Below are 21,084 nucleotides of genomic sequence, written 5' to 3'. Positions count from 1 at the left end.
CCGGGCAGGGCTACCCGCCATCCTTCTCGATGGATGGCTTTGGGCGGAGGGGCGAGCGCCACGCCGGTTGCGTCTGTGTCAGCGCGCGCGTTCTGTCGATGCGTTTTCCACCCACTGCTGGAAGACCGCGTCGATCTCGGCATCCGCCACGGTCTTGCCGTCCTGGATGTCCTGGGCCTGGGTGAACAGCGGGATGATCATGGCCATGCCGTCGGGTTTGGTTTTCAGGTGCACGCCCGGTGCCTGCCCGAGGAAGTTGTCCCAGCGCTGGCGCACTTTCGCCCAGTAACCCGCGGTGGCGGTCCAGTAGGCGTAGGCGGGGGTGAAGTCCACCTCGGTGGTTTTGGTGTAGTCGTTGAAGCCGAATTCACGGGCGATCGGCGTTTGGCTGCCATCGGTGCCGCGCAGGATCTTGGTGTTGAACTGCTCGTGGGTCCACCCGTTGGGCGTGCGCGTGTGGCGGTTGATCACGGCCAGGGCGTTGTAGTCGCTGCGGCGGGTGTATTCGCGCCGCGGCAGGGGCCGCCAGCTGAGGTCGCTGGTCCATTCGGCGATGCCGTTGTCGTAAGTCCAGCGGCCGGTGCCGCAGTAGCGCGGTGCGTCGCTGACTTCGTAGACGCATTGGGTCCAGGCGCCGGTAGTGAGTGCCGTGGGAATCGGGCGCACGTGCCAGGTCTGGTCGGCGCTGAACTCGAATCGGATCGGTGCCTGGTAGACCCAGTCCTGGCGCCAGTGCTTGGTGACATGGCCGCTCTTCGGTTCGACCAGCAGGTGCTGCAGCGTCACCCGCGTTGGTGTGTCCTCAACCACGATCACCACTTCGTTGCCGCCGGTGCGTACGGCCGGGGCGCGTTCGTAGCCGGGTTTGAGCAGGACGGTTTCGTCGAAGGCGAAGTCGACGGTGTATTCGCCCTGCATGGCCAGGATGCTCGCGTGGTCGCGCGCGGGGTCGGCGGTCGTGGCATGCGCGCTGGCCGTAAGGGCAAGCAGCAGCCCTGCGTGGGCGAGGCAGTGCGTCATTGCAGCTGGATCACCGGCATGCCGTCAGCCGTCCACGGTCCGCTGCGGCGGGCCGCGCTGGCGCAGCAGCAGTCGTCGACCCACAGCTCGCCTTCGGCGCCTTCAACGTTGCCGATCCTGCGCGCGGTGGTGGCGCCCAGGGAGGAAAGCGAGGCCAGGCTGGCGGCGAGTTCGCGACCTTCGCCCACCTGCAGTCGCAGGGCGCACATACGCCAGGCATCGTTGCCCAGGCGCACGGCGAGGCGTCGCCACAGGCGTTCGGCCACGCCGGCGTCGTTGACCGGTTCAGGCCGCGCCGGGAAGGCGGAGACGAGGCGGTCCCAGGCCAGGAAATCGCTGTCGGGCAACAGATACAGGCGCCAGCAGCAGCGGCCGCGGGCGTCGACGAAGCACAGGCTTTCGCGGATACCTTCGCTGTCCACGCCCTGGCAGGCGTGTGCGGACACGGCGTGTTTCCAGCCACCGAGTTCACTGCTGTCCGGCCGGTACAGGCACAGCACGGTGCCCAGCGAGGTCAGTTGCGCGGCCGATGGCAGACCGGCGATGGGGTGGCGGCCCGGTGGGCGGCCAACGGAGAGGGCGCGGCTCATGGCGTTCTACCTGCAATCGGCGGTTGCGGGGGAGACCCTCGACCCACGCCGTGGACCGAAGCCGACGGCGAAGTGTCGAGGGGGAGAGAGCTGGGGGAGGCAGCGCTGTTACTTGGTCAGGATCAGCTTGTCGTTGCTGGTATGACGCAGGCGATAGAAGCGGTCGCCGTGCTGGATCAGGATTTCGCGGCGTCCCTTGAGCAGGGCTTCGCTGTCGATCACTTCTTCCGGCGGGACCACGCGGACCGGACGGTCGCGGAGGGTCAGCGTTTCGGGGCGCAGCAGTACAGCAGCTTGAGTGTTCATCGTCTGGACTCGTTGCGAGGGGCCATTCAAATGATAATGATTCTCAGTTGACAATCAACAACCATTCTCACTTTGATAGATGGCATTAATGATCGAACACCTGGTTTCGATAGTCGCCATCAATCAAATAGCGCGCTCGCGCCCGGCGACAGGGGGTGCAGAGCCGGCTCAGGCAAACACCGCATCCACCTGCTGCCACACGCTTTCATCCAACTGCTCGAACAGCGCCAGTGCGCCCAGGTTCTCTTCCAGCTGGCTGACCCGGCTGGCGCCGAGGATCACGCTGGAGACATTCGGGTTGCGCAGGCACCAGGCGATCGCCAGCTGTGCCGGGGAGACGCCCAGCTGCGCGGCCAGTGTGGTGTAGCGGCGTACCCGCTCCATGCGATCAGTCCCGTCCTCCAGCACCTGCGCCTTCAGCCAGCCCAGCTGTTCCTGGCCCAGCCGGGACTGCGGATCCACCCCGGCGTTGTACTTGCCGGTCAGCAGGCCCGAGGCCAGCGGCGACCAGATGGTGGTGCCCAGACCAGCCTCGGCATACAGCGGCGCGTACTCGCGCTCCACCCGCTCGCGGTGCAGCAGGTTGTACTGCGGCTGCTCCATGGAGGGTGCGTGCAGGTTGCGCGCGCGGGCGATGTCCACCGCCTCCTGGATCTGCACCGCCGACCACTCCGAGGTCCCCCAGTACAGCACCTTGCCCTGGCGGATCAGGGTGTCCATGGCCTGCACGGTCTCGGCGATCGGGGTGTCCGGATCCGGGCGATGGCAATAGTAAAGGTCCAGATACTCCACCCGCAGCCGCTTGAGCGCGGCGTGGCAGGCGTCGGTGACGTGCTTGCGCGACAGGCCGTGCTGGGTCGGGCGCGGCTCGTCCACCGCACCGAAGAACACCTTGCTGGAGACGCAGAAGCCATCGCGCGGCAGGCGCAGGTCGGCGATCACATCGCCCATCACCTGCTCGGCGCGACCGCGCGCATAGCCCTCGGCATTGTCGAAGAAGTTGACCCCGGCATCCCAGGCGGTGGCGATCAGCTTGCGTGCCTCATCGCGGCCGATCTGGTCGCCGAAGGTCACCCAGGCCCCGAAGGACAGGGCGGAGAGCTTCAGGCCGGTGGAGCCAAGACGGCGATAGAGCATGTGGTTCTCCTGCTGCGGGCCCACGACCGGGCCGGATCGATGCCGGTAAGTGTAGAGGGTGGCGCGCACAGGGCGGACAGCGCGATCTCACGGCGCGTGACACGCCACACGGAAACCCGGCCATGCCTTGCCGATACAGGCCCGATCACGACCGATCGCCTCGCGGACGCTGCTTTTCCTTGCCCCGCCCTTGCCGCTGCTCTAGGCTTCCCGTTTTTCGCGGCGCCCCAAGGGAAGTCTCATGGTCGAAGGTTTGGGCAGGATTGGCTTCGGCCTGTTCGGGTTGGCAGTGCTGATCGGCATTGCCTGGTTGTTCTCGAACAACAAGCGGGCTGTCGACTGGCGCCTGGTCGTCACCGGTATCGCACTGCAGATCGCCTTCGCGGCGGTGGTGCTGCTGGTGCCGGGTGGCCGCGATGTGTTCGACGCGCTGGGCAAGGGCTTCGTCAAGGTCCTGGAGTTCGTCAACGCCGGTTCCGGCTTCATCTTCGGCAGCCTGATGGACACCAGCCAGTTCGGTTTCATCTTCGCCTTCCAGGTGCTGCCGACCATCATCTTCTTCTCGGCGCTGATGGGGGTCATGTACCACCTCAACGTGATGCAGATGATCGTGCGCGGCATGGCCTGGGCGATCACCAAGATCATGCGTGTGTCCGGCGCCGAGACCACCAGCGTCTGCGCCAGCGTCTTCATCGGCCAGACCGAAGCGCCGCTGACGGTGCGTCCGTACATCGCCAAGATGACCCAGTCCGAGCTGATCACCATGATGATCGGCGGCATGGCGCACATCGCCGGCGGCGTGCTGGCCGCGTATGTGGGCATGCTCGGCGCCGGCGATCCGGTCGAGCAGGCCTTCTACGCCAAGCATCTGCTGGCCGCGAGCATCATGGCCGCCCCGGCGACCCTGGTGGTGGCCAAGCTGCTGGTGCCCGAAACCGGTACTCCGCTGACCCGCGGCACCGTCAAGATGGAAGTGGAGAAGACCTCCAGCAACATCATCGACGCTGCCGCAGCCGGTGCGGGCGATGGCTTGAAGCTGGCGCTGAACATCGGTGCGATGCTGCTGGCCTTCATCGCCCTGATCGCCCTGATCAACGCCCCGCTGACCTGGCTGGGTGACGTCACCGGCTTGGCCTCGCTCATCGGCCGCCCGACCGACCTGTCCACCCTGTTCGGCTTCCTGCTGGCCCCGATCGCCTGGGTGATCGGCACCCCGTGGGCCGATGCCACCACCGTGGGCTCGCTGATCGGCCAGAAGGTCGTGATCAACGAGTTCGTGGCGTATTCGGAACTGGCCAAGATCATCCGAGGCGAGGTGCCGGGCACGGTACTGTCGGCCGAGGGCCGCCTGGTCGCCACCTACGCGCTGTGCGGTTTTGCCAACTTCAGCTCCATCGCGATCCAGATCGGTGGTATTGGTGGGCTGGCGCCGGAGCGTCGCCACGATCTGGCCAAGTTCGGCCTGCGTGCGGTGCTCGGCGGTACCATTGCCACCTTCATGACGGCGACCATCGCCGGTGTGCTGACGCATTTCAGCTGATATCCGTTCTTTGAGAAACAGACTTTATGAGTAGCAGTGTCGTCGTAATCGGTTCCTTCAATGTGGATCATGTCTGGCGTTGTGAGTCGCTCCCGGCCCCGGGTGCGACCATTGCCGGCCGCTACAGCACCGGTCCCGGCGGCAAGGGCTTCAACCAGGCCGTGGCCGCCCGCCGTGCCGGCGCGCCGACCACGTTCCTGTGCGCGCTGGGCGATGACGCCGGCGGTGCGATGGCGCGCGGCCTGGCCGAGCAGGATGGCTTCGCGCTGACCGCCGAGGCCAGCAGCGAGCCGACCGGCACCGGCGGCATCTATGTCGACAGCCGCGGCCGCAACACCATCGTGATCGGCCCGGGTGCCAACGCCGCGTTGAGCCTGGACTTCGTCGAACAGCAGCGCGCGCTGCTGGCCGGCGCCAAGGTGGTGCTGGCGCAGCTCGAATCGCCGGTGGAAACCATCGAGGCCGCCTTGGCGATCGCGCGTGAGGCCGGTGCCACCACCGTGCTCAACGTGGCGCCTGCCGATGCGCCCTCCAGCATCGGCCTGCTCAAGCTGGCCGATGTGCTGACCCCGAACGAGACCGAGTTCGCTGCCCTGCTTGGCCGTCATGTCGGCGAGCGCGTGGATGCCAACGACGTCGCCGCACTGGATGGGGCCAGCCTGCATGCGCTGTGCCGCAAGCTGGTCGGCAATGGCACCGTGGTGGTGACGCTGGGGTCGGTCGGTGTGTTCGTGTCGCACGCCGATGAGAACCTGCGTGGCGATGCCCAGCCGTACTACCGCGTGGGCGCCGAGCAGGTGCAGGTGCTGGACACCACCGGTGCGGGGGATGCGTTCAATGGTGCGCTGGTGGCCTCGATCGCGCAGGACCCGGAGGCGGCGTTTGCCCGCCACGTGCGTTTCGCCAATCAGTTCGCCGGTCGTTCGACCGAGAAGGAAGGCGCCGCCGCGGCGATGCCACACTTCACCCCGGGTGATGCCGAGAACAAGTAAGCGTCACCGCTGTGGATACCAAGAGGCCAGCGTTCGCGCTGGCCTTTTTTTTTGGTTTTTCTCCCAGCGTCTCGCTGTGGATCTGGGTGCGTCTTCGCTGGGGTCTGCCGCGAGCGTGAGGGCCCATGGTCTGGACACGTGGGGCGCGATGGCCTTGTGGGCGAAATCAAGGAGGAGGGGGCGGCCGCAGGGCGCGCCCGGGGGACATTCGCCGGCAAGGGCATCGCGCCCCAGCGCCCGACCCACTGGCCGCCGCAGCCGCAGCCGCAGCCGCAGCCGCACCCGGAGAATCTCAGTCGCCTGCACTCAGCCGATACGCCCCAACGAGGGCGGCACGCAACGCGTGATCCACAGCGCCAGCGCGCCGACCAACAGCCCGGCCAGTACGTCCAGCAGATCGTGCTGCCAGGTGGTGAGCGTCGAAATCAGGATCAGGCCACAGGCGCCGTGCCACAGCCAACGCAACCCTGCCGCATCCGCCGGCAACGACTGCCGCCATGCCTGCCAGACCACCACCAGCACCGCGGCGTGCAGCGACGGCGCCATGTTGAAGGGCGCCTCGAACGCGCGCAGTTGTGCAAACAGCAGGCCCGTCGCGCCGTCCGGCTGCGGCACCACACGCACATTGCCGGTCGGCCAGCACACGAAGGCAAGCATGCAGGCGGCCTGCACCAGCGCGATGGCCAGCGCATGGCGGCGCAGGGCCGATCGGGTCGGGCACAGGAAGAATGTCAGCGGGTACAGCAGATTCAACGCCAGGTAGGGCCAGATCGTCCACGGCCAGAACGGGATCGCCTCGTCCCACCAGCCGTGCAGGCTGTAGGTATGCGCCTGGCTGGCCGCCAAGTGGTTCGTCCAACTGTAGCCATGGATGAACATCGCACCGAGCAGCAGCATCCACAGCATCGCCTCACGCCAGGGCGGTTGAGGGATAGAAGCGCTGGCAACAGGCGGCGTAGGCACGCGCGCACCGTAGCAGAAGGTGGCGCGCCTGTTTGCCGGTATCCTTGCGTTTTCGCGGATACACGGACTGTACGCAGTGGCAGCAGCAGGCAGTCAGGAACACCCAGGCACGCACGCGGCCGACCCGCGCTGGACACGCAATCCGGCCTGGGCGCTGTTTTCGCAGACCCATGCGCAGCGCCAGCTGCTGCTGGTATCCGGTGGCGCTGACGAACTGTACGTGGTCGATGAGGCCGATTCGCCGACGGTCATCGAGCGGATTCTCGGCCACTGGGAAAACGACACCCTGGCGATGCTGCACGACGATGCCGACTGCGGCCCGGCGGTCCGCCAGTTGATACGTCTCGGTGTCCTGGCACCGCTGGCGGCCGTGCGCAGGGTGCGACGCTATGCAATCGACTGGCTCGGCGAACCGCTGCCCGGGTTGGCCGACGCCTTCGACCGGCATGCCAGCGCGGATCTGCAGCGCGTCGATGCCGTCGCTGATGCCGACCTCCTCGTGCTGGTCAGGCACGGGCTGGGCTGGGAACAGGCCTTGGCCCGCTACCGCACGCAGATGCCGACACAACCGCATCTGTTGCTCGACCTCACCTATCACCACACGCTGGCTCTCGGCCCCTATGTGGTGTCCGGGCAGAGCGCTTGCGTGTATTGCCTGGGCAACCGGGTGCTGCGCCGCTGGGGCGAAGCACCCGTGCCGGCAATGCCGGCGGTCGCAGCGCAACCGGCACGGATCGCAGCGCTGGTCGCCCCGTTGCTGGATCAGCCGGCGCTGTTGCTGGGCTATCTTGAACGCAGCGTCTGGCTCGATCTGCATCGCCTGCATGGCGAACGCGACCGGGTGCTGCGCCTGCCGTGGTGCCCCGCCTGCCAGCGCGGCGAGGCGTCACTGCCGCCCCCGCTGTCATTGCCTTGGGGCACCGGGCACCCGTGATAATGTGCGTCACGCGCCGGGCGTTTCCGCCTCGGTCAACGGAGTGACCTCATGTATCGCCTGCCGACCCAGTTCGATGCCAGTGCCTCACGCCAGGACCTTGCCGCGGCCGGCGGCGGTTCGACGTCGACCACCTGCAGTTCCTGCGTCGTCACCCTGCTCGGCACCTCGGTGCTGTCGGCGGTGGTGCTTGGCAAGCTCGACCCCGTAACGCCTGCAGCCATCAGTGGCGACGCGCACGCCACGGTCGCCAGCGTCGACACCCGTACGGACCTGCACCCCCAGCCCCCTGCGTTGCCGCAGGCACCGATCAGCGCTGCGACGCCGGACCGTCCGGAGACACCTGTCGCTGTCGTGCCGGTGGCCGGATTGAGCCGCACCAGTCGGGTGTTGCTGGGGCTGTTCGCCTTGCCGCTGGCCGCGCTCGGCGGCGGCATTTTCGGCACCGCCAACCCGATATTCGGCCTGTTCGTCGCCGTCGGGCTGTATGTCGGGATTTACGCCCTCGTCTACGAGCGCTCGGGGCGTTCGCTCGGGCGCGGCATCGGCATCGGCATCGCCCTGCTGCTGGGCCTGTTCGCGGTCGGCGCCTTCGAGATGATGCTCTGGCTGAGCGTGATGAAATGAGCCGCGCCGCCATGCAGGCGGCGCAGCCGGAAACGCCCACGCTGTCCTCGCACCTGTTGCAGGGCGCGGCGCGTTCGCGCTGTGGTCTGGTGCGCCTGGCGCAACCGATCGAGCTCAACCCCTGTGATGCCACCGGCCCGTTGTTCGAGGGACGGCGCGTGCACAATGCCGCCACCCCGGCCGACCCGGCCAACCCCTGGCAAGGCGTTTCCGGCGCGGTCGCCCTGGATGCCGAGGCGGCCGCCGATGGTGCGGTCGCCGAGGCACTGGAGCGGCTGGCGGCAGCGCAGGCGGATGTCGAGGTGCGTCGGCGTGATGCGCTGACGCCTGCAGAGCGCCTGGACGAATCGGCCTTCGCCTTGTTCTCGCCACGCCAACGCGCCACGCCCGGCTTCCCGTGGCCGATGCCGGAGCACGATGACGATCTGTTCGCGGCGGTCTATGCGCTGGATGACAACCGGGTGGCCTGGGTACCGCAGGAACTGGTCGGGCTGGGGCCGCGCCGTGGCCAGGCGCGCTTGCCGTCGACGTCCAGTGGACTGGCAGCCTGGCGGGATGGCCGTGATGGCGCCTGGCTGGCGCTGCTGCGGGCGGCCCAGGAACTGCTCGAGCGCGATGCACTCGCGGTGACATGGCTCAATGGCGTGGCGGGCCGGAGGATCGCGCTGCCACCGCACTGGCACGCCCATGCAGACGCACGCGGCGGCGAACTGCAGGCCTTCGACCTGACCCAGCACTGGAATCCGCACCCGGTGATCGCGGTCGCCGGCGGCATCCCGTTTGAAGGCCGCCCCCGCCACGTGCTGGGCATCGCCTGCCGTGCCGATCCGGGCGAGGCACTGCACAAGGCGCTGCTGGAATGGCAGCAGGCGCTGACCTTTGCCGCGCATCTGTGTGGCCGCGAAAGCGCCCGGCTGCCGCGCGAACCGGCCGCGCTGCGCAGCTTCGATGAACACGCCGCGTTCTATACCCTGCGCCCGGACCTGTGGCCGCAGGTGGCGCTGCTGAGGGATGGAGGCGAGAGCACGCTGCACCTGCCGCCGCCGGCCTCGGTTGTCCGCCCGCCAGCGGCGCGAGCGATGGCCGAGCTGGATCTGCTGCGGCGCCGGCTGGGCAGTGCGGGAGTGGCGATGTACTACCGCGAGTTGACCACCCCCGATGTGGCGGCGGCGGGGCTGAGGGTGATGCGGGTGCTGTCGCCGCAGCTCAGCGGCCTGCATGCCGACGAGCGTGCGCCGTTCCTCGGTGGCCGTTGTCAGGACATTGCATGGCGTTATCCCGGCGTGCCGCACAGTGGCGCGTTTCCCAATCCCTTTCCGCATCCCTTGGGTTGATGCACGAGGACCGCATGCCGTCACCCCCCTCCCCTTGGGACGATGCCCCGCTGTTCCATCTGTTCTGGCACAACGGCGAGCTCAATCCTGCGCGCGCCGAGGTGATGCGCACGCGGATCGCCGAGGATGCCGCGCGTGCCTGGTCGCCACCGCGGCCGTTGCATGCGGCCGCCGGCATTGCCCTGCCGGACCCGGTACATCCCGGCGATGCCCTGGCGCAGCGCCGCAGTGGCCGCCGTTTCGGTGACGCGCGCTGGGGCGCCAAGGAACTGGGGCGCGTGCTGGCCCCGCTGCGGGCCCGGCCCGGCGACACTGACACCCGACGCCTGCCGTCCGGCGGAGCCAAATACCCGATCCAGGCCTATGCGGCGCTGTACGGCATTGACGATGTGACCGCCGCAGACCCGGGCATCCATTGGTATGACCCGCTTGAACATGCGCTGGCACCGGTGGCGCCCTGCCCGCCGTGGCCGGCGCTGGCCACACTGCTTGGCGTGGAGTGGCCGGAGCGGCCAGGGGCGGTGCTGTTCCTGATCGCCGAGCCGGGCGGAACGCTGGCCAAGTACGGCGAGCGCGGCGGCCGCTTCGTGTTGATCGAGGCCGGGGTCTGGCTGGGGGCGCTGGGCCAGGAAGTGGCGGCAATGAACGCCGCCGGCTGCGCGATCGGCTCGTTCGACGACGCCGCCGTGCTGGCCCTGCTCGGGCTCGACCCGCAGCGTCATCTGGCCGTGCTGGCCTATGCGTGTGGTCCCGCGCCATGAACAACCGCCGGTGTCGCAACGCCGGCTGCGCAGGGCGTAACTGCCCAGCATCCCCGGCCAGTGGGGGCGGCGGAAGCAATCGTCAAGCATATGCTCATGACTGGAGCGCATCAGGCCCTTCCGGATCGGCCTGAACGGGTATCGCTGTCTGCGTGGTTGCCGGCCAGCGGCCGGCACTACAATGCGCGCATGCAGATTGGCCCCTACAACATCCAGCCCAATGTGGTGCTGGCGCCGATGGCCGGTGTCACCGACAAGCCCTTCCGCCTGCTGTGCAAGCAGCTGGGCGCGGGCCTGGCCGCCTCGGAGATGACCATCTCCGATCCACGCTTCTGGAACACCCGCAAGTCGCTCCACCGCATGGACCATGCCGGCGAACCGGACCCGATCAGCGTGCAGATCGCGGGGACCGAGCCGCAGCAGCTGGCCGAGGCGGCGCGTTACAACGTGGACCACGGCGCGCAGATCATCGACATCAACATGGGCTGCCCGGCCAAGAAGGTGTGCAACGCCTGGGCCGGTTCGGCGCTGATGCGCGATGAGGATCTGGTCGCGCGCATCCTGACCGCGGTGGTCAACGCGGTGGACGTGCCGGTCACGCTGAAGATCCGCACCGGCTGGGACTGCGACCATCGCAATGGCCCGCTGATCGCCCGCATCGCCGAAGACAGCGGCATCGCCGCGCTGGCCGTGCACGGGCGTACCCGCGACCAGCATTACACCGGCACCGCCGAGTACGAGACCATCGCCGCGATCAAGGCGGCGCTGCGCATTCCGGTGATCGCCAACGGCGACATCGATTCACCGCAGAAGGCCGCGCAGGTGCTCAAGCAGACCGGTGTGGACGCGGTGATGATTGGTCGCGCCGCCCAGGGCCGCCCGTGGATCTTCCGCGAGGTGGCGCATTACCTTGCCACCGGCGAGCTGCTGGCGCCGCCGTCGGTCGCCGAGGTACGCGACCTGCTGCTGGGCCACCTGCATGCGCTGCATGATTTCTATGGCGAACAGCAGGGCGTGCGCATCGCGCGCAAGCACCTGGGCTGGTACGCCAAGGATCGGCCGGAAAACGCGGCCTTCCGTGCGGTGGTCAACCGCGCCGAGGATGCCGCCAGCCAGGTCGCCCTGACCACCGAATATTTCGACGCCCTCGCCGCCGGCGAGTCGTTGTCGTCCGCTGCCTGAGCCTGCGCCATGACCCCACCCATCACTGCACCGACCTATCTCCACGGCTTCTCCGATACCGAGCAGCACCGCCTGGTCACCCAGTCGCGCCTGTTTGAATCGAGCATCTTCAGCGGTATCGACTACGGCGGCGCCAAGCGGCTGCTGGAAGTTGGCAGCGGCGTCGGTGCGCAGACGGACATCCTGCTGCGGCGGTTCCCGGAACTGCACGTCACCGGCGTGGACCTGAGCGAGGCACAGCTGGCCACCGCTGCCACCAACCTGGCCAAGACCCCGTGGTGCCGCGAGCGCTACACGCTGCTGCAGGCCGATGCCGGCAACCTGCCGTTCGGCGCGCGCGAGTTCGACTCGGCCTTTCTGTGCTGGGTGCTGGAGCATGTGCCCTCACCGGCGCGGGTGCTCAACGAAGTGCGCCGCGTGCTGGTGCCGGGCTCGCCGGTGTACGTCACCGAAGTGATGAACGCCTCGTTCCTGCTCGATCCGTACTCGCCGCATATCTGGCGCTACTGGATGGCCTTCAACGATTTCCAGTACGACCACGGGGGCGATCCGTTCGTCGGCGCCAAGCTCGGCAACCTGCTGCTGGCCGGCGGCTTCCGCGACGTGCACACCGAGATCAAGACCATCCATCTGGACAACCGCGAACCGGCGCGCCGCAAGACGATGATCGCGTTCTGGGAGCAGTTGCTGTTGTCGGCCGCCGATCCGCTGCTGGAGGCCGGCCTGGTCGACCAGGAGACGGTGGACGGCATGCGCCGCGAGTTCAGTCTGGTCCAGAATGACCCGAATGCGGTGTTCTTCTTCTCCTTCGTGCAGGCACGCGCGACGGTGTATTGATCGCGGCGCGGCGCTAGCGCGTCGCCCAGGCGATCACGGTCACCACGACCGCTGCCGCGAGCAACAGCCAGATGCCCAGTCCGCCCCGGTCCCCCGGGGCCACCGTGCTGCCACCGGCGGTGTTGCGGGCCCCTTCGCGCGGGCGTGCGGTGGGTGTGGTGCCCACTTCCAGGGTACCGGTGGCCGGCCGCTGACTGCGCTCGGTGAGCTTGTTCTGCATGCGTCGCGCGCGCTCGGGGTCGACCTTGCGCAGCTCGTCCAACAGCACCTGCTGCTGGCGTTCGCGGTCCGGCTGCGCCTTGGCCTTGCGCAGGATCTCGCGCAGCGGCACCGCCGGCTGCTCGGCGGAGCGGCCCGGGGTCACATCCAGCAACAGCGCGCGGTACTCCGGCGGCACATCGGCCAGCCGCGTGTAGCGCGTGCCATTGATCTCCATTTCAAACCGTTCGGTCACGGTGCCTCCGTCCAACCTGCCTTCGGTGCGATCACGTCGGTGCTCGGCGGCGCATGCCAGATGCGCTGCCACAGGGCCGCGAACCGGCGCTTCAGGATCGTCCTGCCCTGCTCCCCTTCATACGCCGGGCGCAGCTGTCGCGGCGTGATCGCAGCCCAGCCCTCGCCCTCGGCCCGCGCAACCGCGAAGGTGAAGGTGTAGTCCGGCTCCAGGCCCATGCGCAGATCGCTGAGCCGCAGTTCGCCATCCACTACCTGGGCGCGCATGAAGCCCCGGTTGAACCAGTTCAGGCGCTGCACGGCCGGCAGCGCCGCCGCCTGGCGCAGGGCCTGTACGTTGGAAGGATGACCTTCAAAGGTCATCGGGCCATGGTCGGCGATCAGCGAGCGTTCGCCGATCACGTAGCCGTTGGGCGTCATCGCCACCACCTGCCAGAGCAGTGTGTTGAACGGCATCGCCACCGAGAAGCGCGGCGCATCGTCCAGCCCCATCGCCGCCAGCGCGCGGTCGGCTTCGCGATCGACGGTGTGCTTGGCCAGCAACGACCAGCCCAGGTAACCACTGCTTAGCACCAGCCCGGCCACCAGCGCCTTCTGCGCCAACGGGCGCGCCCGCGCAAACCACGCCACCACGCAGGCGAGCAGCAGCCACACGGTGTACAGCGGGTCGATGATGAAGACGCTGGCCCACATCGTGGGATGCGGGGTGAACGGCCACCACAGCTGGGTACCGTAAACGGTGAAAGCATCCAGCAGCGGATGGGTGATCAGCGCCAGCAGGATCGCCCAGAACCAGCGCCCCGGTGCCTGCGCCACGCGGCCGTGGCCGAACCGCTTGAAGAGCCACCAGATCAGTGCGGCCACCCACGGCAGCACCAGCAGCGAATGGCTGTAGCTGCGGTGTTCGACCATCAGCGCCACGGGATCGGCAGCAGTGAAGGCCAGCACCAGCGCATCCAGGTCCGGCAGGGTGCCGAGCGCGGCACCGGCCAACAGGGCAGCGCGGCGATGGCCGGCCGGGGCGATGGCGGCGGCCACTGCGCCGCCGAGAACGATCTGGGTAAAGGAGTCCATCGGCCGATGCTAGCAGCCGGGACTGGCCCTGCGCCCATGCCGTTTGCTCAGGCCGCTCTGGCCAGTGCGGCGTTGCCGGACAGCACCACCAGGGTCTGCCCGGTGTGGTCCAGCAGCCTCAGGCTGCCGTCCGGATCCTCGGCCAGCACGGTCAGGCTTTCCACCCAGTCGCCGTCGTTGGCATAGATCAGCCCGTCACGTTCGACCAGCGCGGCACGGTGGATATGCCCGCAGACGATGCCATCCAGGCCGCGCCGGCGCACATCCTCAAGCCCGGCCTGGACAAAGCGTTCGATGTAGCGCTCGGCCGCGCCGCTGCGCTTCTTGAGGAACTCCGACAGCGACCAGTAGCGCTGGCCGAGCCGCCGCCGCGCGGCATTGAGCAGGTGGTTGCCGGTGAGGATGCGGTAGTACAGCCAGTCCCCGAACTTCTCCTGCAGACCTCCGAAGTGGGTGACACCGTCGTAGTCATCGCCATGCACGACCAGCAGCCGCCGCCCGTCCGCGGTCACATGGATCGCCCGCCGGCGCACCTGCATGGCCGGCAGCATCAGCCCGCAGACCTTGCGCAGCGAGGCATCGTGGTTGCCCGGGATGTAGATGATCTCGGTGCCGGTGCGCTGCAGCGCATGCAGCGCCTGGATCACCTCGCTGTGGGCCGGCCGCCACGCGGCCCGGCGGTGTGCCATCCACCACAGGTCGATGATGTCGCCCACCAGATACAGGCGTTCGCAACGCAGCCCGGTCAGGAAACGAGCCAGTTCGGCGGCATGGCAGTGGCGCGAGCCCAGGTGGACATCGGAAAGGAAGACCGCCCGCCGATGGGGCGCCAGGGTGGTCACGGGCCGCGTGGCGGCCTCCCGCGCGTCGCGCTGCTCGAATGCGTGCATGGCGTGCTCCTCAGGTCCGGCGGCCGGATGCGCCGAAGCCTGCACGGTCTTGGCGACAGTCCGATGGCGATTTGACGACGGGGCGGTGACGCTCGCCGACCGGGAGGCCCCCCCCGACCCGCGTGAGCGTGCGCACGGCGCGCGCCTGTCGGAACCTTGTGCGTTGCGGGCGTCCATTTGTCACGCTGGTGGAACACTGGGCGGCGACGCTGCGGCGCAATCCCGTCACACAGGGCCCTGCGACGGGCACGCGAGCTTAACCACCGGCAACCCGTGCTGACGCACAATGCAAGCGCGTGACTTGCCGTGTATCATTCGCGGCCATCTTTCCATCCGAATCAAAGGATATTACGCCTGATGTCCAGCTACCTGTTCACCTCCGAATCGGTCTCCGAAGGCCATCCGGACAAGATTGCCGACCAGATCTCCGATGCGGTGCTGGACGCGATCCTGACCCAGGACAAGCGTGCGCGCGTGGCCTGCGAAACCATGGTCAAGACTGGCGTGGCCATCGTCGCCGGTGAAATCACCACCAGCGCCTGGATCGACCTGGAAGCCTTGACCCGCAAGGTGATCCTGGACATCGGCTACGACAGCTCCGACGTCGGCTTCGACGGCGCGACCTGCGGCGTGCTGAACCTGATCGGCAAGCAGTCGCCGCACATCGCCCAGGGCGTGGACCGCAAGAAGCCCGAAGAAATGGGCGCTGGCGACCAGGGCCTGATGTTCGGCTATGCCACCAACGAGACCGACAGCTACATGCCGGCCGCGATCCACCTGTCGCACCGCCTGGTCGAGCAGCAGGCCAAGATCCGCAAGAAGAAGAACTCCCCGCTGTCCTGGCTGCGCCCGGATGCCAAGAGCCAGGTCACCCTGCGCTATGAGAACGGCGCCGTCTCGGCCATCGACGCGGTGGTGCTGTCGACCCAGCACGCCCCGGGCGTGAAGCAGAAGGACCTCATCGAGGCCGTCCGCGAAGAGATCATCAAGCCGGTGCTGCCGGCCAAGTGGCTGCACAAGGGCACCAAGTTCCACATCAACCCGACCGGCAAGTTCGAGATCGGCGGCCCGGTGGGCGACTGTGGCCTGACCGGCCGCAAGATCATCGTCGACACCTACGGCGGCTGGGCCCGTCACGGTGGTGGTGCGTTCTCGGGCAAGGATCCGTCCAAGGTCGACCGTTCGGCGGCTTACGCGGCCCGTTACGTCGCCAAGAACGTCGTTGCCGCCGGCCTGGCCGACCGTTGCGAAGTGCAGGTCTCCTACGCCATCGGCGTGGCCGAGCCGACCTCGATCTCGGTCACCACCTTCGGCACCGGCAAGATCAGCGATGACAAGATCGAGAAGCTGATCCGCAAGCATTTCGACCTGCGCCCGTACGGCATCATCCAGATGCTGGACCTGATCCACCCGATGTACCAGCAGACCGCGGCGTACGGCCACTTCGGCCGCAAGGCCAAGGAGTTCAGCTACACCAACGGTGCTGGCGAACAGGTCAACGCGACCGCCTTCTCCTGGGAGAAGACCGATCGCGCCGCCGCCCTGCGCGCGGATGCGAAGTTGAAGTAAGCGGTCGCATCGGGCTCCGCCCGACGTCGATTGGAGAACGGGCCGCACCAGCGGCCCGTTTTCTTTTTTGGACTGCGGAAATGTCAGGTCACGGGTTGCCTGTACTGCCCCGGCGGGCGAGGATGCACGAACACAGGACAAGGAAGGTCACGATGTTTTCAGCACTGATGGACAGGCTGTTCAAGGACAAACCCGGCAACGAAGCATTTGCCGAGCGTTTCATTGCTACCGCACACCGCCATGGCATGACGGCCCCCATGACCTATGAGGCGGATCTGTTCCGCATCCGCGTGGGTGACGGCTCGTATTTTCACCTCTTCAACGCCCACCGCGCCTATCTTGATGCGAAGCGCGGCAAGCAGCAGGAGGCGCTGGACATGTTCGTGCGCAGCCTGCGTCCCGTGGACGACGGTGACGCAGGGTGGAATGCGCTGCGTCCACAGCTCCGCCCGATCCTCCGCAGCATCTCCCAGCTGGAGCAGGTGCGGTTGCACGCAATCGAAACGACGGGCTGGGAGGCCCCGAACACCCTCCAGTTCCGCAGGATCACGGAGGAATGCGTGGAACTGCTTGCGGTGGATCATCCCGAGCACACCCTGACCAAACAGGATGGCCCTGACCCCGCTTGGGGGGTGTCTCTGCATGAGGCGCTCGATACCGCACGCAGCAACCTGCGCGGCATTGAACAGGTGCCCTTCCTGCCACTGGCCCCGGGCCTGTTCCACGCCGCCTGGCAAGACGGCTACGACAGCAGTCGCGCCCTGCTGCCCGAACTGGTCAACCGGATCCCGATCACGGGGCGACCGGTGTTCATGCTACCCACACGCGATCTGTTCATGGTCGCCGGAGAACGGGATCTGGACGCGCAGGCCCGGATGTTCGACCTGGCCAGCGATGCAGTGGCGGCAGGGCGCGCCATTTCATGGGAACTGCTCTGCTACGACGATGAAGGCCGCATCCAGGCATTCACGCCGGCGTCGGACCTGCTCCGCGCCAAGCAGGCCCGCCTGCGGTACGCATTCCGGCAGGATGCCTACCAGATGCAGCAGCAGCTCCTGCGACGTGTGCATGAGGCACAGGACGAAGATGTGCACGTTGCCAGTTATCTGGTGAAAGAGCAGGACGGCGAGCTCACGTCTTTCTGCAGTTGGGGAAACGTGGCGCTCGCATCACTCCCGCAGACTGACATGATCGGATTCGTAATACCCGACGCGGAATCCCCCCGGGTCATGTTCGTCGCATGGGAAGCTGCCATGCCGGTGATTGGCCACCTGCTGGAGCCGGATCTCCGGCACCTGCATCCGCCACGCTACCTCACCCTCGGCTACCCTTCGGCAGACCTCCTGGAGCGCCTTGCCGTCCAATAGCAACCGACAGGGGGGCAGCCCCTCGCTGACGCTGTTCCAGTCGTGGGGATACACTCCAGCCATGCCCGAATTCAAATCCAACCAGCTCTCCATGACGGTGCTGATGTCACCGGACATGGCCAATTTCTCCGGCAAGGTGCACGGCGGTGCGGTGTTGCGCCTGCTGGACCAGGTCGCCTACGCGTGCGCCAGCCGCTATGCCGGCAGCTACGTGGTCACCCTGTCGGTGGACCAGGTGATGTTCCGCCAGCCGATCGCGGTCGGCGAGCTGGTCACCTTCCTGGCCTCGGTGAACTACACCGGCACCTCCTCGATGGAGATCGGCGTGAAGGTGGTGGCCGAGGACATCCTCAAGCGCAGCGTGCGCCACGCCAACAGCTGCTTCTTCACCATGGTCGCGGTGGATGACGATGGCAAACCGACGCCGGTGCCGCCGCTGGTGCTGGAGACCGCCGACGAACGCCGCCGGCATGCCGCCGCGTTGATCCGCCGCCAGCTGCGCGAGGAGATGGAGCAGCGCCATCTGGAGCTGCTGGCATCCAATCCGCCCGCACCGGGTGATCTGGTCGAGCGGATCTGAGCCCTGCGCCATGACCCACGGTCATGGCCTACCCGTGATGGCCTATCCGGTGTTCTGTACGCCCTGCGACACACCGTTCACGCACGCCACCAGCGCGCGCAGCACATCGTCGTCTTCGCCCCCGCTCTCCCGCCAGCGGCGCAGCAGGTCCACCTGCAGCACGCTGATCGGATCGATGTAGGGATTGCGCAGGCGGATCGACAGCGCCAGGCGCTGGTCGTGCTGCAGCAGTGTGTCCTGCCCGGTGAGTGCCAGAATCCACTGTGAGGTGAGCTCAAGCTCGCCCTGGATCTGCGGGAAGAAGCGCCCGTGCAACGCACCGGACAGCTGCGAGAACTGTTCGGCGATGGTCAGGTCGCCCTTGGACAGCACCATGGCGATGTCGTCCAGGAACGTGCTGAAGAACGGCCAGTCGCGCGCCATCTCCTTCAGGAGGCCTTCGTGACCGGCATCGACCGCCGCCTGGAGGCCACTGCCGACACCATACCAGCCCGGAATCACGGCACGCGCCTGGCTCCACGCGAACACCCACGGGATCGCGCGCAGGTTGGTCAGTGCGGCATCTTCGCCCAGCCGACGCGAAGGGCGTGAACCCAAGGTCATCCGCTCGATCACGTCGATCGGCGTGGCCAGGCGGAAGTACTGCATGAAGTCTTTCTGGCCGACGAAAGCGCGGTACGCCTCCGCACTCTTCTGCGCGATCAGGTCCATCACCGGGCGCCACTGTTCCTCGCGCGGTTCCGCTGGGCGCGGGCGCAGGCTGGAGCGCAGCACCGCACCGGTGGACTGCTCCAGCGAACGCAGCGCCAGTGCACGGATGCCGTACTTGCGATGGATCACTTCACCCTGCTCGGTCACGCGCAGACGGCCATCGATGCTGCCACGCGGCGAGGCATCCACCGCGTGCGTGGTCTTGCCACCCCCGCGGCTGATCGAGCCACCACGGCCGTGGAAGAAGGTCAGCCGGATGTCGTTCTCGGCAGCGACGTCCAGCAGTTCCACCTGGGCGCGCTGCAGGCCCCAGCGCGAGGCCGCGATACCGCCGTCCTTCCCGCTGTCCGAATAGCCGAGCATCACCATCTGCACATCACCGCGCGAGGCCAGGTGCGTGCGGTAGACCGGGTCGGCCAGCAGATCGCGCAGGGTGTCGGTACCGCGCTTGAGGTCATCCACGGTTTCGAACAACGGCGCGATGTCCAGCGGCACCGCGCCGGCGTCATCCACCAGGCCGCCGCGACGCGCCAGCGCGAGCACGGCGAGCACATCGCTGCGGTCGTGCGCCATTGAAATGATGTAACTGCCCAGCGCGTCGGCACCGTGCCGGTGGCGTGCATCGGCCAGCGCCGCGAACACCGCGTCCAGGCGCTCACCGCCTTCTTCGTTGCTCGCCGGCAGCCCCTGCTCGCCACTGGCGAACGGGGCCAGGCGCGCGGCGCGGGTGACCGCATCGGCGCCGTCCCAGGCATCCTGTCCATCCAGCACGCTGGCCAACGCCCGGCCGTGCACGCTCGATTCCTGACGTACATCCAACCTCGCCAGATGGAAGCCAAAGGTACGCACCCGCCACAGCAGGCGACGCACCGCGAAGCCGCCGGCGTGGTCGCCCTTGTTGTCGTGCAGGCTGCGCAGGATCAGCTCGATGTCGTCGGTGAGTTCCTGCGGCGACGCGTAGGCACCTTCCGCATCGTCCATCGTCGCCTGCACGCGTGCGCGCATGCGGTCGTTGAGCAGGCGGTACGGCATGTCGGCATGTCGCGGCCGCGAGGTGACGTTGGGCAGCAGCACCTTGTACTGCTCCACACGTGCCTGCAGCGCATCGCTGACCGCCACCCGCTCGGTGGACTGGCTGAGCAGGCTGGCCAGCTGCAGCAGGTCTTTCTGGTAGCGGCCGAGTACGGCCTGGCGCTGCGCATCGAGCGTGTTGCGGATGGTGTTGGCGTCCACGTTCGGATTGCCATCCATGTCACCGCCCACCCACGTGCCGAAGCGCAGCAGGCGCGGCAGCGGCAGTTCCTCGCCGTAGGTATCCAGCAGCGCCTGCTGCAGCGATTCGTACAGCACCGGAATCACCCGGTACAGCACCTGCACCAGATAGAAGCCGACGTGCTCCCGCTCGTCGTCCACGGTCGGGCGTACGGGCGAGGAATCGGTGGTCTGCCACGACGCCGTCAGAGCCATGCGGAAACGGGCAGCGTCGGCGGCGGCTTCACCCGGCGTGCGCTGGCCGTCGAGGTTGTCGACCAGGCTGGCAACCATCAACTGTTCTTTTTCCAGCAGCGCGCGGCGGACGGCTTCGGTCGGATGCGCGGTGAACACCGGCTCGATATCGATGCGCGGCAGCCACTCGGCAAGCTCGGCCAGGGTTACGCCCTGCGCTTTGAGATTGACCAGTGCATCCTGCAGGCCATCCGGCTGCGGCGTGGCCGTACCGGCACGCTGGTAGTCACGGCGACGGCGAATGCGGTGCACGCGCTCGGCGATGTTCACCACCTGGAAGTAGGTGCTGAAGGCACGCACCATCGCTTCGGCGCGCGCCGGCGGCAGGCCGGTCAGGACGTCGTTGAGATCGGACAGCGGGGCGTCGCTTTCGCGGCGGGCGATGGCGCGCGTGCGCACCTGTTCCACATCGTCGAAAAACTGCGTGGAGACCTGCTCGGCGAGCAGGTCGCCGACCAGTGCGCCGAGTCGGCGTACATCGTCACGCAGGGGAATATCGGGAGTGGCAAAAACGATGCTGCTACGGTACTCGTTCATCTGCGACGCACTGGCCTCGGGAACGGAATCCGCTCAAGCCTAACCCACAATCGCGTCGTTGCTGCGTCGCGCAAATAGTTACATCTGGTAATGCCGGCAAGGGGCCGGCATTACCGATTGTTCCGTACCGGCCAACGGCCGTTACCTACCGGGTGTTGTCAGGTGCCGGCCAGC

General features: G+C 67.5%; 20 protein-coding genes. 11 read left to right on the top strand and 9 right to left on the bottom strand.

The genetic code is table 11. The annotated features are described in order from the left end of the window. Positions 1-78: 78 nt before the first annotated feature. The 4 genes from AC13F7_RS16540 to AC13F7_RS16525 form a co-directional block, all read right to left on the bottom strand. A complete protein-coding gene (locus tag AC13F7_RS16540; RefSeq protein ID WP_483002204.1) occupies positions 79-1,020 on the bottom strand; it encodes a DUF6607 family protein in 942 nt (313 codons plus the stop codon). Then, positions 1,017-1,610: a Hemin transport protein gene (locus AC13F7_RS16535; protein WP_483002202.1), complete on the bottom strand. Its 594-nt coding sequence runs from the start codon at positions 1,608-1,610 to the stop codon at positions 1,017-1,019. Before AC13F7_RS16535 ends, AC13F7_RS16540 begins: the two co-directional genes overlap by 4 nt. 108 nt (positions 1,611-1,718) lie before the next feature. After that, complete coding sequence (hemP, locus tag AC13F7_RS16530; RefSeq protein WP_019182448.1) at positions 1,719-1,916, bottom strand: hemin uptake protein HemP; 198 nt, start codon at positions 1,914-1,916, stop codon at positions 1,719-1,721. Positions 1,917-2,084: 168 nt separating this feature from the next. Further along, positions 2,085-3,053, bottom strand: a complete 969-nt coding sequence (locus tag AC13F7_RS16525; RefSeq protein ID WP_483002200.1) for a potassium channel beta subunit family protein — start codon at positions 3,051-3,053, stop codon at positions 2,085-2,087. A 241-nt stretch (positions 3,054-3,294) separates the two neighbouring features. On the opposite strand from AC13F7_RS16525, the gene AC13F7_RS16520 reads away from it, so the two are divergent. Beyond that, positions 3,295-4,593 carry a NupC/NupG family nucleoside CNT transporter gene (locus tag AC13F7_RS16520; protein WP_346472083.1) on the top strand — a complete coding sequence of 433 codons (1,299 nt, stop codon included), beginning with the start codon at positions 3,295-3,297 and terminating at the stop codon, positions 4,591-4,593. A gap of 26 nt (positions 4,594-4,619) precedes the next feature. Then, positions 4,620-5,585 (top strand): ribokinase, encoded by a 966-nt coding sequence (locus AC13F7_RS16515; RefSeq protein ID WP_483002198.1) that lies wholly within the window; start codon positions 4,620-4,622, stop codon positions 5,583-5,585. Between the two features lie 306 nt (positions 5,586-5,891). Here the strand turns inward: AC13F7_RS16515 and AC13F7_RS16510 are convergent, their stop codons facing one another. Then, positions 5,892-6,491, bottom strand: a complete 600-nt coding sequence (locus AC13F7_RS16510) for a phosphatase PAP2 family protein (RefSeq protein WP_483002196.1) — start codon at positions 6,489-6,491, stop codon at positions 5,892-5,894. A 133-nt stretch (positions 6,492-6,624) separates the two neighbouring features. On the opposite strand from AC13F7_RS16510, the gene AC13F7_RS16505 reads away from it, so the two are divergent. The 6 genes from AC13F7_RS16505 to AC13F7_RS16480 all read left to right on the top strand — a co-directional run bounded on the left by AC13F7_RS16505 (position 6,625) and on the right by AC13F7_RS16480 (position 12,223). Continuing rightward, complete coding sequence (locus tag AC13F7_RS16505) at positions 6,625-7,482, top strand: hypothetical protein (RefSeq protein WP_483002194.1); 858 nt, start codon at positions 6,625-6,627, stop codon at positions 7,480-7,482. A gap of 51 nt (positions 7,483-7,533) precedes the next feature. Continuing rightward, the gene (locus AC13F7_RS16500; protein ID WP_346472087.1) at positions 7,534-8,109 is read left to right on the top strand and encodes a hypothetical protein; all 576 of its coding nucleotides are present in this window, start codon (positions 7,534-7,536) and stop codon (positions 8,107-8,109) included. After that, positions 8,106-9,443, top strand: coding sequence for a YcaO-like family protein (locus AC13F7_RS16495; RefSeq protein WP_483002192.1), 1,338 nt, complete (start codon positions 8,106-8,108; stop codon positions 9,441-9,443). Before AC13F7_RS16500 ends, AC13F7_RS16495 begins: the two co-directional genes overlap by 4 nt. Positions 9,444-9,457: 14 nt before the next feature. Next, complete coding sequence (locus tag AC13F7_RS16490) at positions 9,458-10,204, top strand: SagB/ThcOx family dehydrogenase (RefSeq protein WP_483002191.1); 747 nt, start codon at positions 9,458-9,460, stop codon at positions 10,202-10,204. A gap of 189 nt (positions 10,205-10,393) precedes the next feature. Continuing rightward, positions 10,394-11,386, top strand: coding sequence for a tRNA dihydrouridine synthase DusB (gene dusB, locus AC13F7_RS16485; protein ID WP_481468715.1), 993 nt, complete (start codon positions 10,394-10,396; stop codon positions 11,384-11,386). 9 nt (positions 11,387-11,395) lie between these two features. Continuing rightward, positions 11,396-12,223: a methyltransferase domain-containing protein gene (locus AC13F7_RS16480; RefSeq protein WP_481468713.1), complete on the top strand. Its 828-nt coding sequence runs from the start codon at positions 11,396-11,398 to the stop codon at positions 12,221-12,223. A 13-nt stretch (positions 12,224-12,236) separates the two neighbouring features. Here AC13F7_RS16480 and AC13F7_RS16475 read toward each other — a convergent pair whose 3' ends face one another. From AC13F7_RS16475 to AC13F7_RS16465, 3 genes are read right to left on the bottom strand one after another with little or no spacing between them, the layout of a single operon-like run. Next, positions 12,237-12,677, bottom strand: a complete 441-nt coding sequence (locus AC13F7_RS16475; protein ID WP_483002188.1) for a hypothetical protein — start codon at positions 12,675-12,677, stop codon at positions 12,237-12,239. After that, a complete protein-coding gene (locus AC13F7_RS16470; protein ID WP_483002186.1) occupies positions 12,674-13,750 on the bottom strand; it encodes a metal-dependent hydrolase in 1,077 nt (358 codons plus the stop codon). Before AC13F7_RS16470 ends, AC13F7_RS16475 begins: the two co-directional genes overlap by 4 nt. Before the next feature lie 47 nt (positions 13,751-13,797). Continuing rightward, entirely contained in the window at positions 13,798-14,640 is an 843-nt protein-coding gene (locus AC13F7_RS16465) for a UDP-2,3-diacylglucosamine diphosphatase (RefSeq protein WP_483002184.1), read from the bottom strand. A gap of 357 nt (positions 14,641-14,997) precedes the next feature. Between AC13F7_RS16465 and metK the strand changes: the two genes are divergently transcribed. The 3 genes from metK (at position 14,998) to AC13F7_RS16450 (ending at position 18,156) form a co-directional block, all read left to right on the top strand. Next, positions 14,998-16,209, top strand: coding sequence for a methionine adenosyltransferase (gene metK, locus AC13F7_RS16460; RefSeq protein WP_019182462.1), 1,212 nt, complete (start codon positions 14,998-15,000; stop codon positions 16,207-16,209). A gap of 152 nt (positions 16,210-16,361) precedes the next feature. Further along, positions 16,362-17,576: a DUF1444 domain-containing protein gene (locus AC13F7_RS16455; RefSeq protein WP_483002182.1), complete on the top strand. Its 1,215-nt coding sequence runs from the start codon at positions 16,362-16,364 to the stop codon at positions 17,574-17,576. A gap of 61 nt (positions 17,577-17,637) precedes the next feature. After that, positions 17,638-18,156 carry an acyl-CoA thioesterase gene (locus tag AC13F7_RS16450; protein WP_481468705.1) on the top strand — a complete coding sequence of 173 codons (519 nt, stop codon included), beginning with the start codon at positions 17,638-17,640 and terminating at the stop codon, positions 18,154-18,156. 42 nt (positions 18,157-18,198) lie between these two features. Here the strand turns inward: AC13F7_RS16450 and ppc are convergent, their stop codons facing one another. Further along, positions 18,199-20,910 carry a phosphoenolpyruvate carboxylase gene (ppc, locus tag AC13F7_RS16445; RefSeq protein WP_483002180.1) on the bottom strand — a complete coding sequence of 904 codons (2,712 nt, stop codon included), beginning with the start codon at positions 20,908-20,910 and terminating at the stop codon, positions 18,199-18,201. Between the last annotated feature and the right edge of the window lie 174 nt (positions 20,911-21,084).

Source organism: Stenotrophomonas sp. K-6, from assembly GCF_056861555.1.
This window is presented reverse-complemented; position numbering and strand designations above follow the sequence as displayed.

Coding starts and splice junctions, on each gene's coding strand:
- AC13F7_RS16540 (WP_483002204.1), bottom strand. CDS start 1,020: ATGACGCACTGCCTCGCCCACGCAGGGCTGCTGCTTGCCCTTACGGCC.
- AC13F7_RS16535 (WP_483002202.1), bottom strand. CDS start 1,610: ATGAGCCGCGCCCTCTCCGTTGGCCGCCCACCGGGCCGCCACCCCATC.
- hemP (WP_019182448.1), bottom strand. CDS start 1,916: ATGAACACTCAAGCTGCTGTACTGCTGCGCCCCGAAACGCTGACCCTC.
- AC13F7_RS16525 (WP_483002200.1), bottom strand. CDS start 3,053: ATGCTCTATCGCCGTCTTGGCTCCACCGGCCTGAAGCTCTCCGCCCTG.
- AC13F7_RS16520 (WP_346472083.1), top strand. CDS start 3,295: ATGGTCGAAGGTTTGGGCAGGATTGGCTTCGGCCTGTTCGGGTTGGCA.
- AC13F7_RS16515 (WP_483002198.1), top strand. CDS start 4,620: ATGAGTAGCAGTGTCGTCGTAATCGGTTCCTTCAATGTGGATCATGTC.
- AC13F7_RS16510 (WP_483002196.1), bottom strand. CDS start 6,491: ATGCTGTGGATGCTGCTGCTCGGTGCGATGTTCATCCATGGCTACAGT.
- AC13F7_RS16500 (WP_346472087.1), top strand. CDS start 7,534: ATGTATCGCCTGCCGACCCAGTTCGATGCCAGTGCCTCACGCCAGGAC.
- AC13F7_RS16495 (WP_483002192.1), top strand. CDS start 8,106: ATGAGCCGCGCCGCCATGCAGGCGGCGCAGCCGGAAACGCCCACGCTG.
- AC13F7_RS16490 (WP_483002191.1), top strand. CDS start 9,458: ATGCCGTCACCCCCCTCCCCTTGGGACGATGCCCCGCTGTTCCATCTG.
- dusB (WP_481468715.1), top strand. CDS start 10,394: ATGCAGATTGGCCCCTACAACATCCAGCCCAATGTGGTGCTGGCGCCG.
- AC13F7_RS16480 (WP_481468713.1), top strand. CDS start 11,396: ATGACCCCACCCATCACTGCACCGACCTATCTCCACGGCTTCTCCGAT.
- AC13F7_RS16470 (WP_483002186.1), bottom strand. CDS start 13,750: ATGGACTCCTTTACCCAGATCGTTCTCGGCGGCGCAGTGGCCGCCGCC.
- AC13F7_RS16465 (WP_483002184.1), bottom strand. CDS start 14,640: ATGCACGCATTCGAGCAGCGCGACGCGCGGGAGGCCGCCACGCGGCCC.
- metK (WP_019182462.1), top strand. CDS start 14,998: ATGTCCAGCTACCTGTTCACCTCCGAATCGGTCTCCGAAGGCCATCCG.
- AC13F7_RS16455 (WP_483002182.1), top strand. CDS start 16,362: ATGTTTTCAGCACTGATGGACAGGCTGTTCAAGGACAAACCCGGCAAC.
- AC13F7_RS16450 (WP_481468705.1), top strand. CDS start 17,638: ATGCCCGAATTCAAATCCAACCAGCTCTCCATGACGGTGCTGATGTCA.
- ppc (WP_483002180.1), bottom strand. CDS start 20,910: ATGAACGAGTACCGTAGCAGCATCGTTTTTGCCACTCCCGATATTCCC.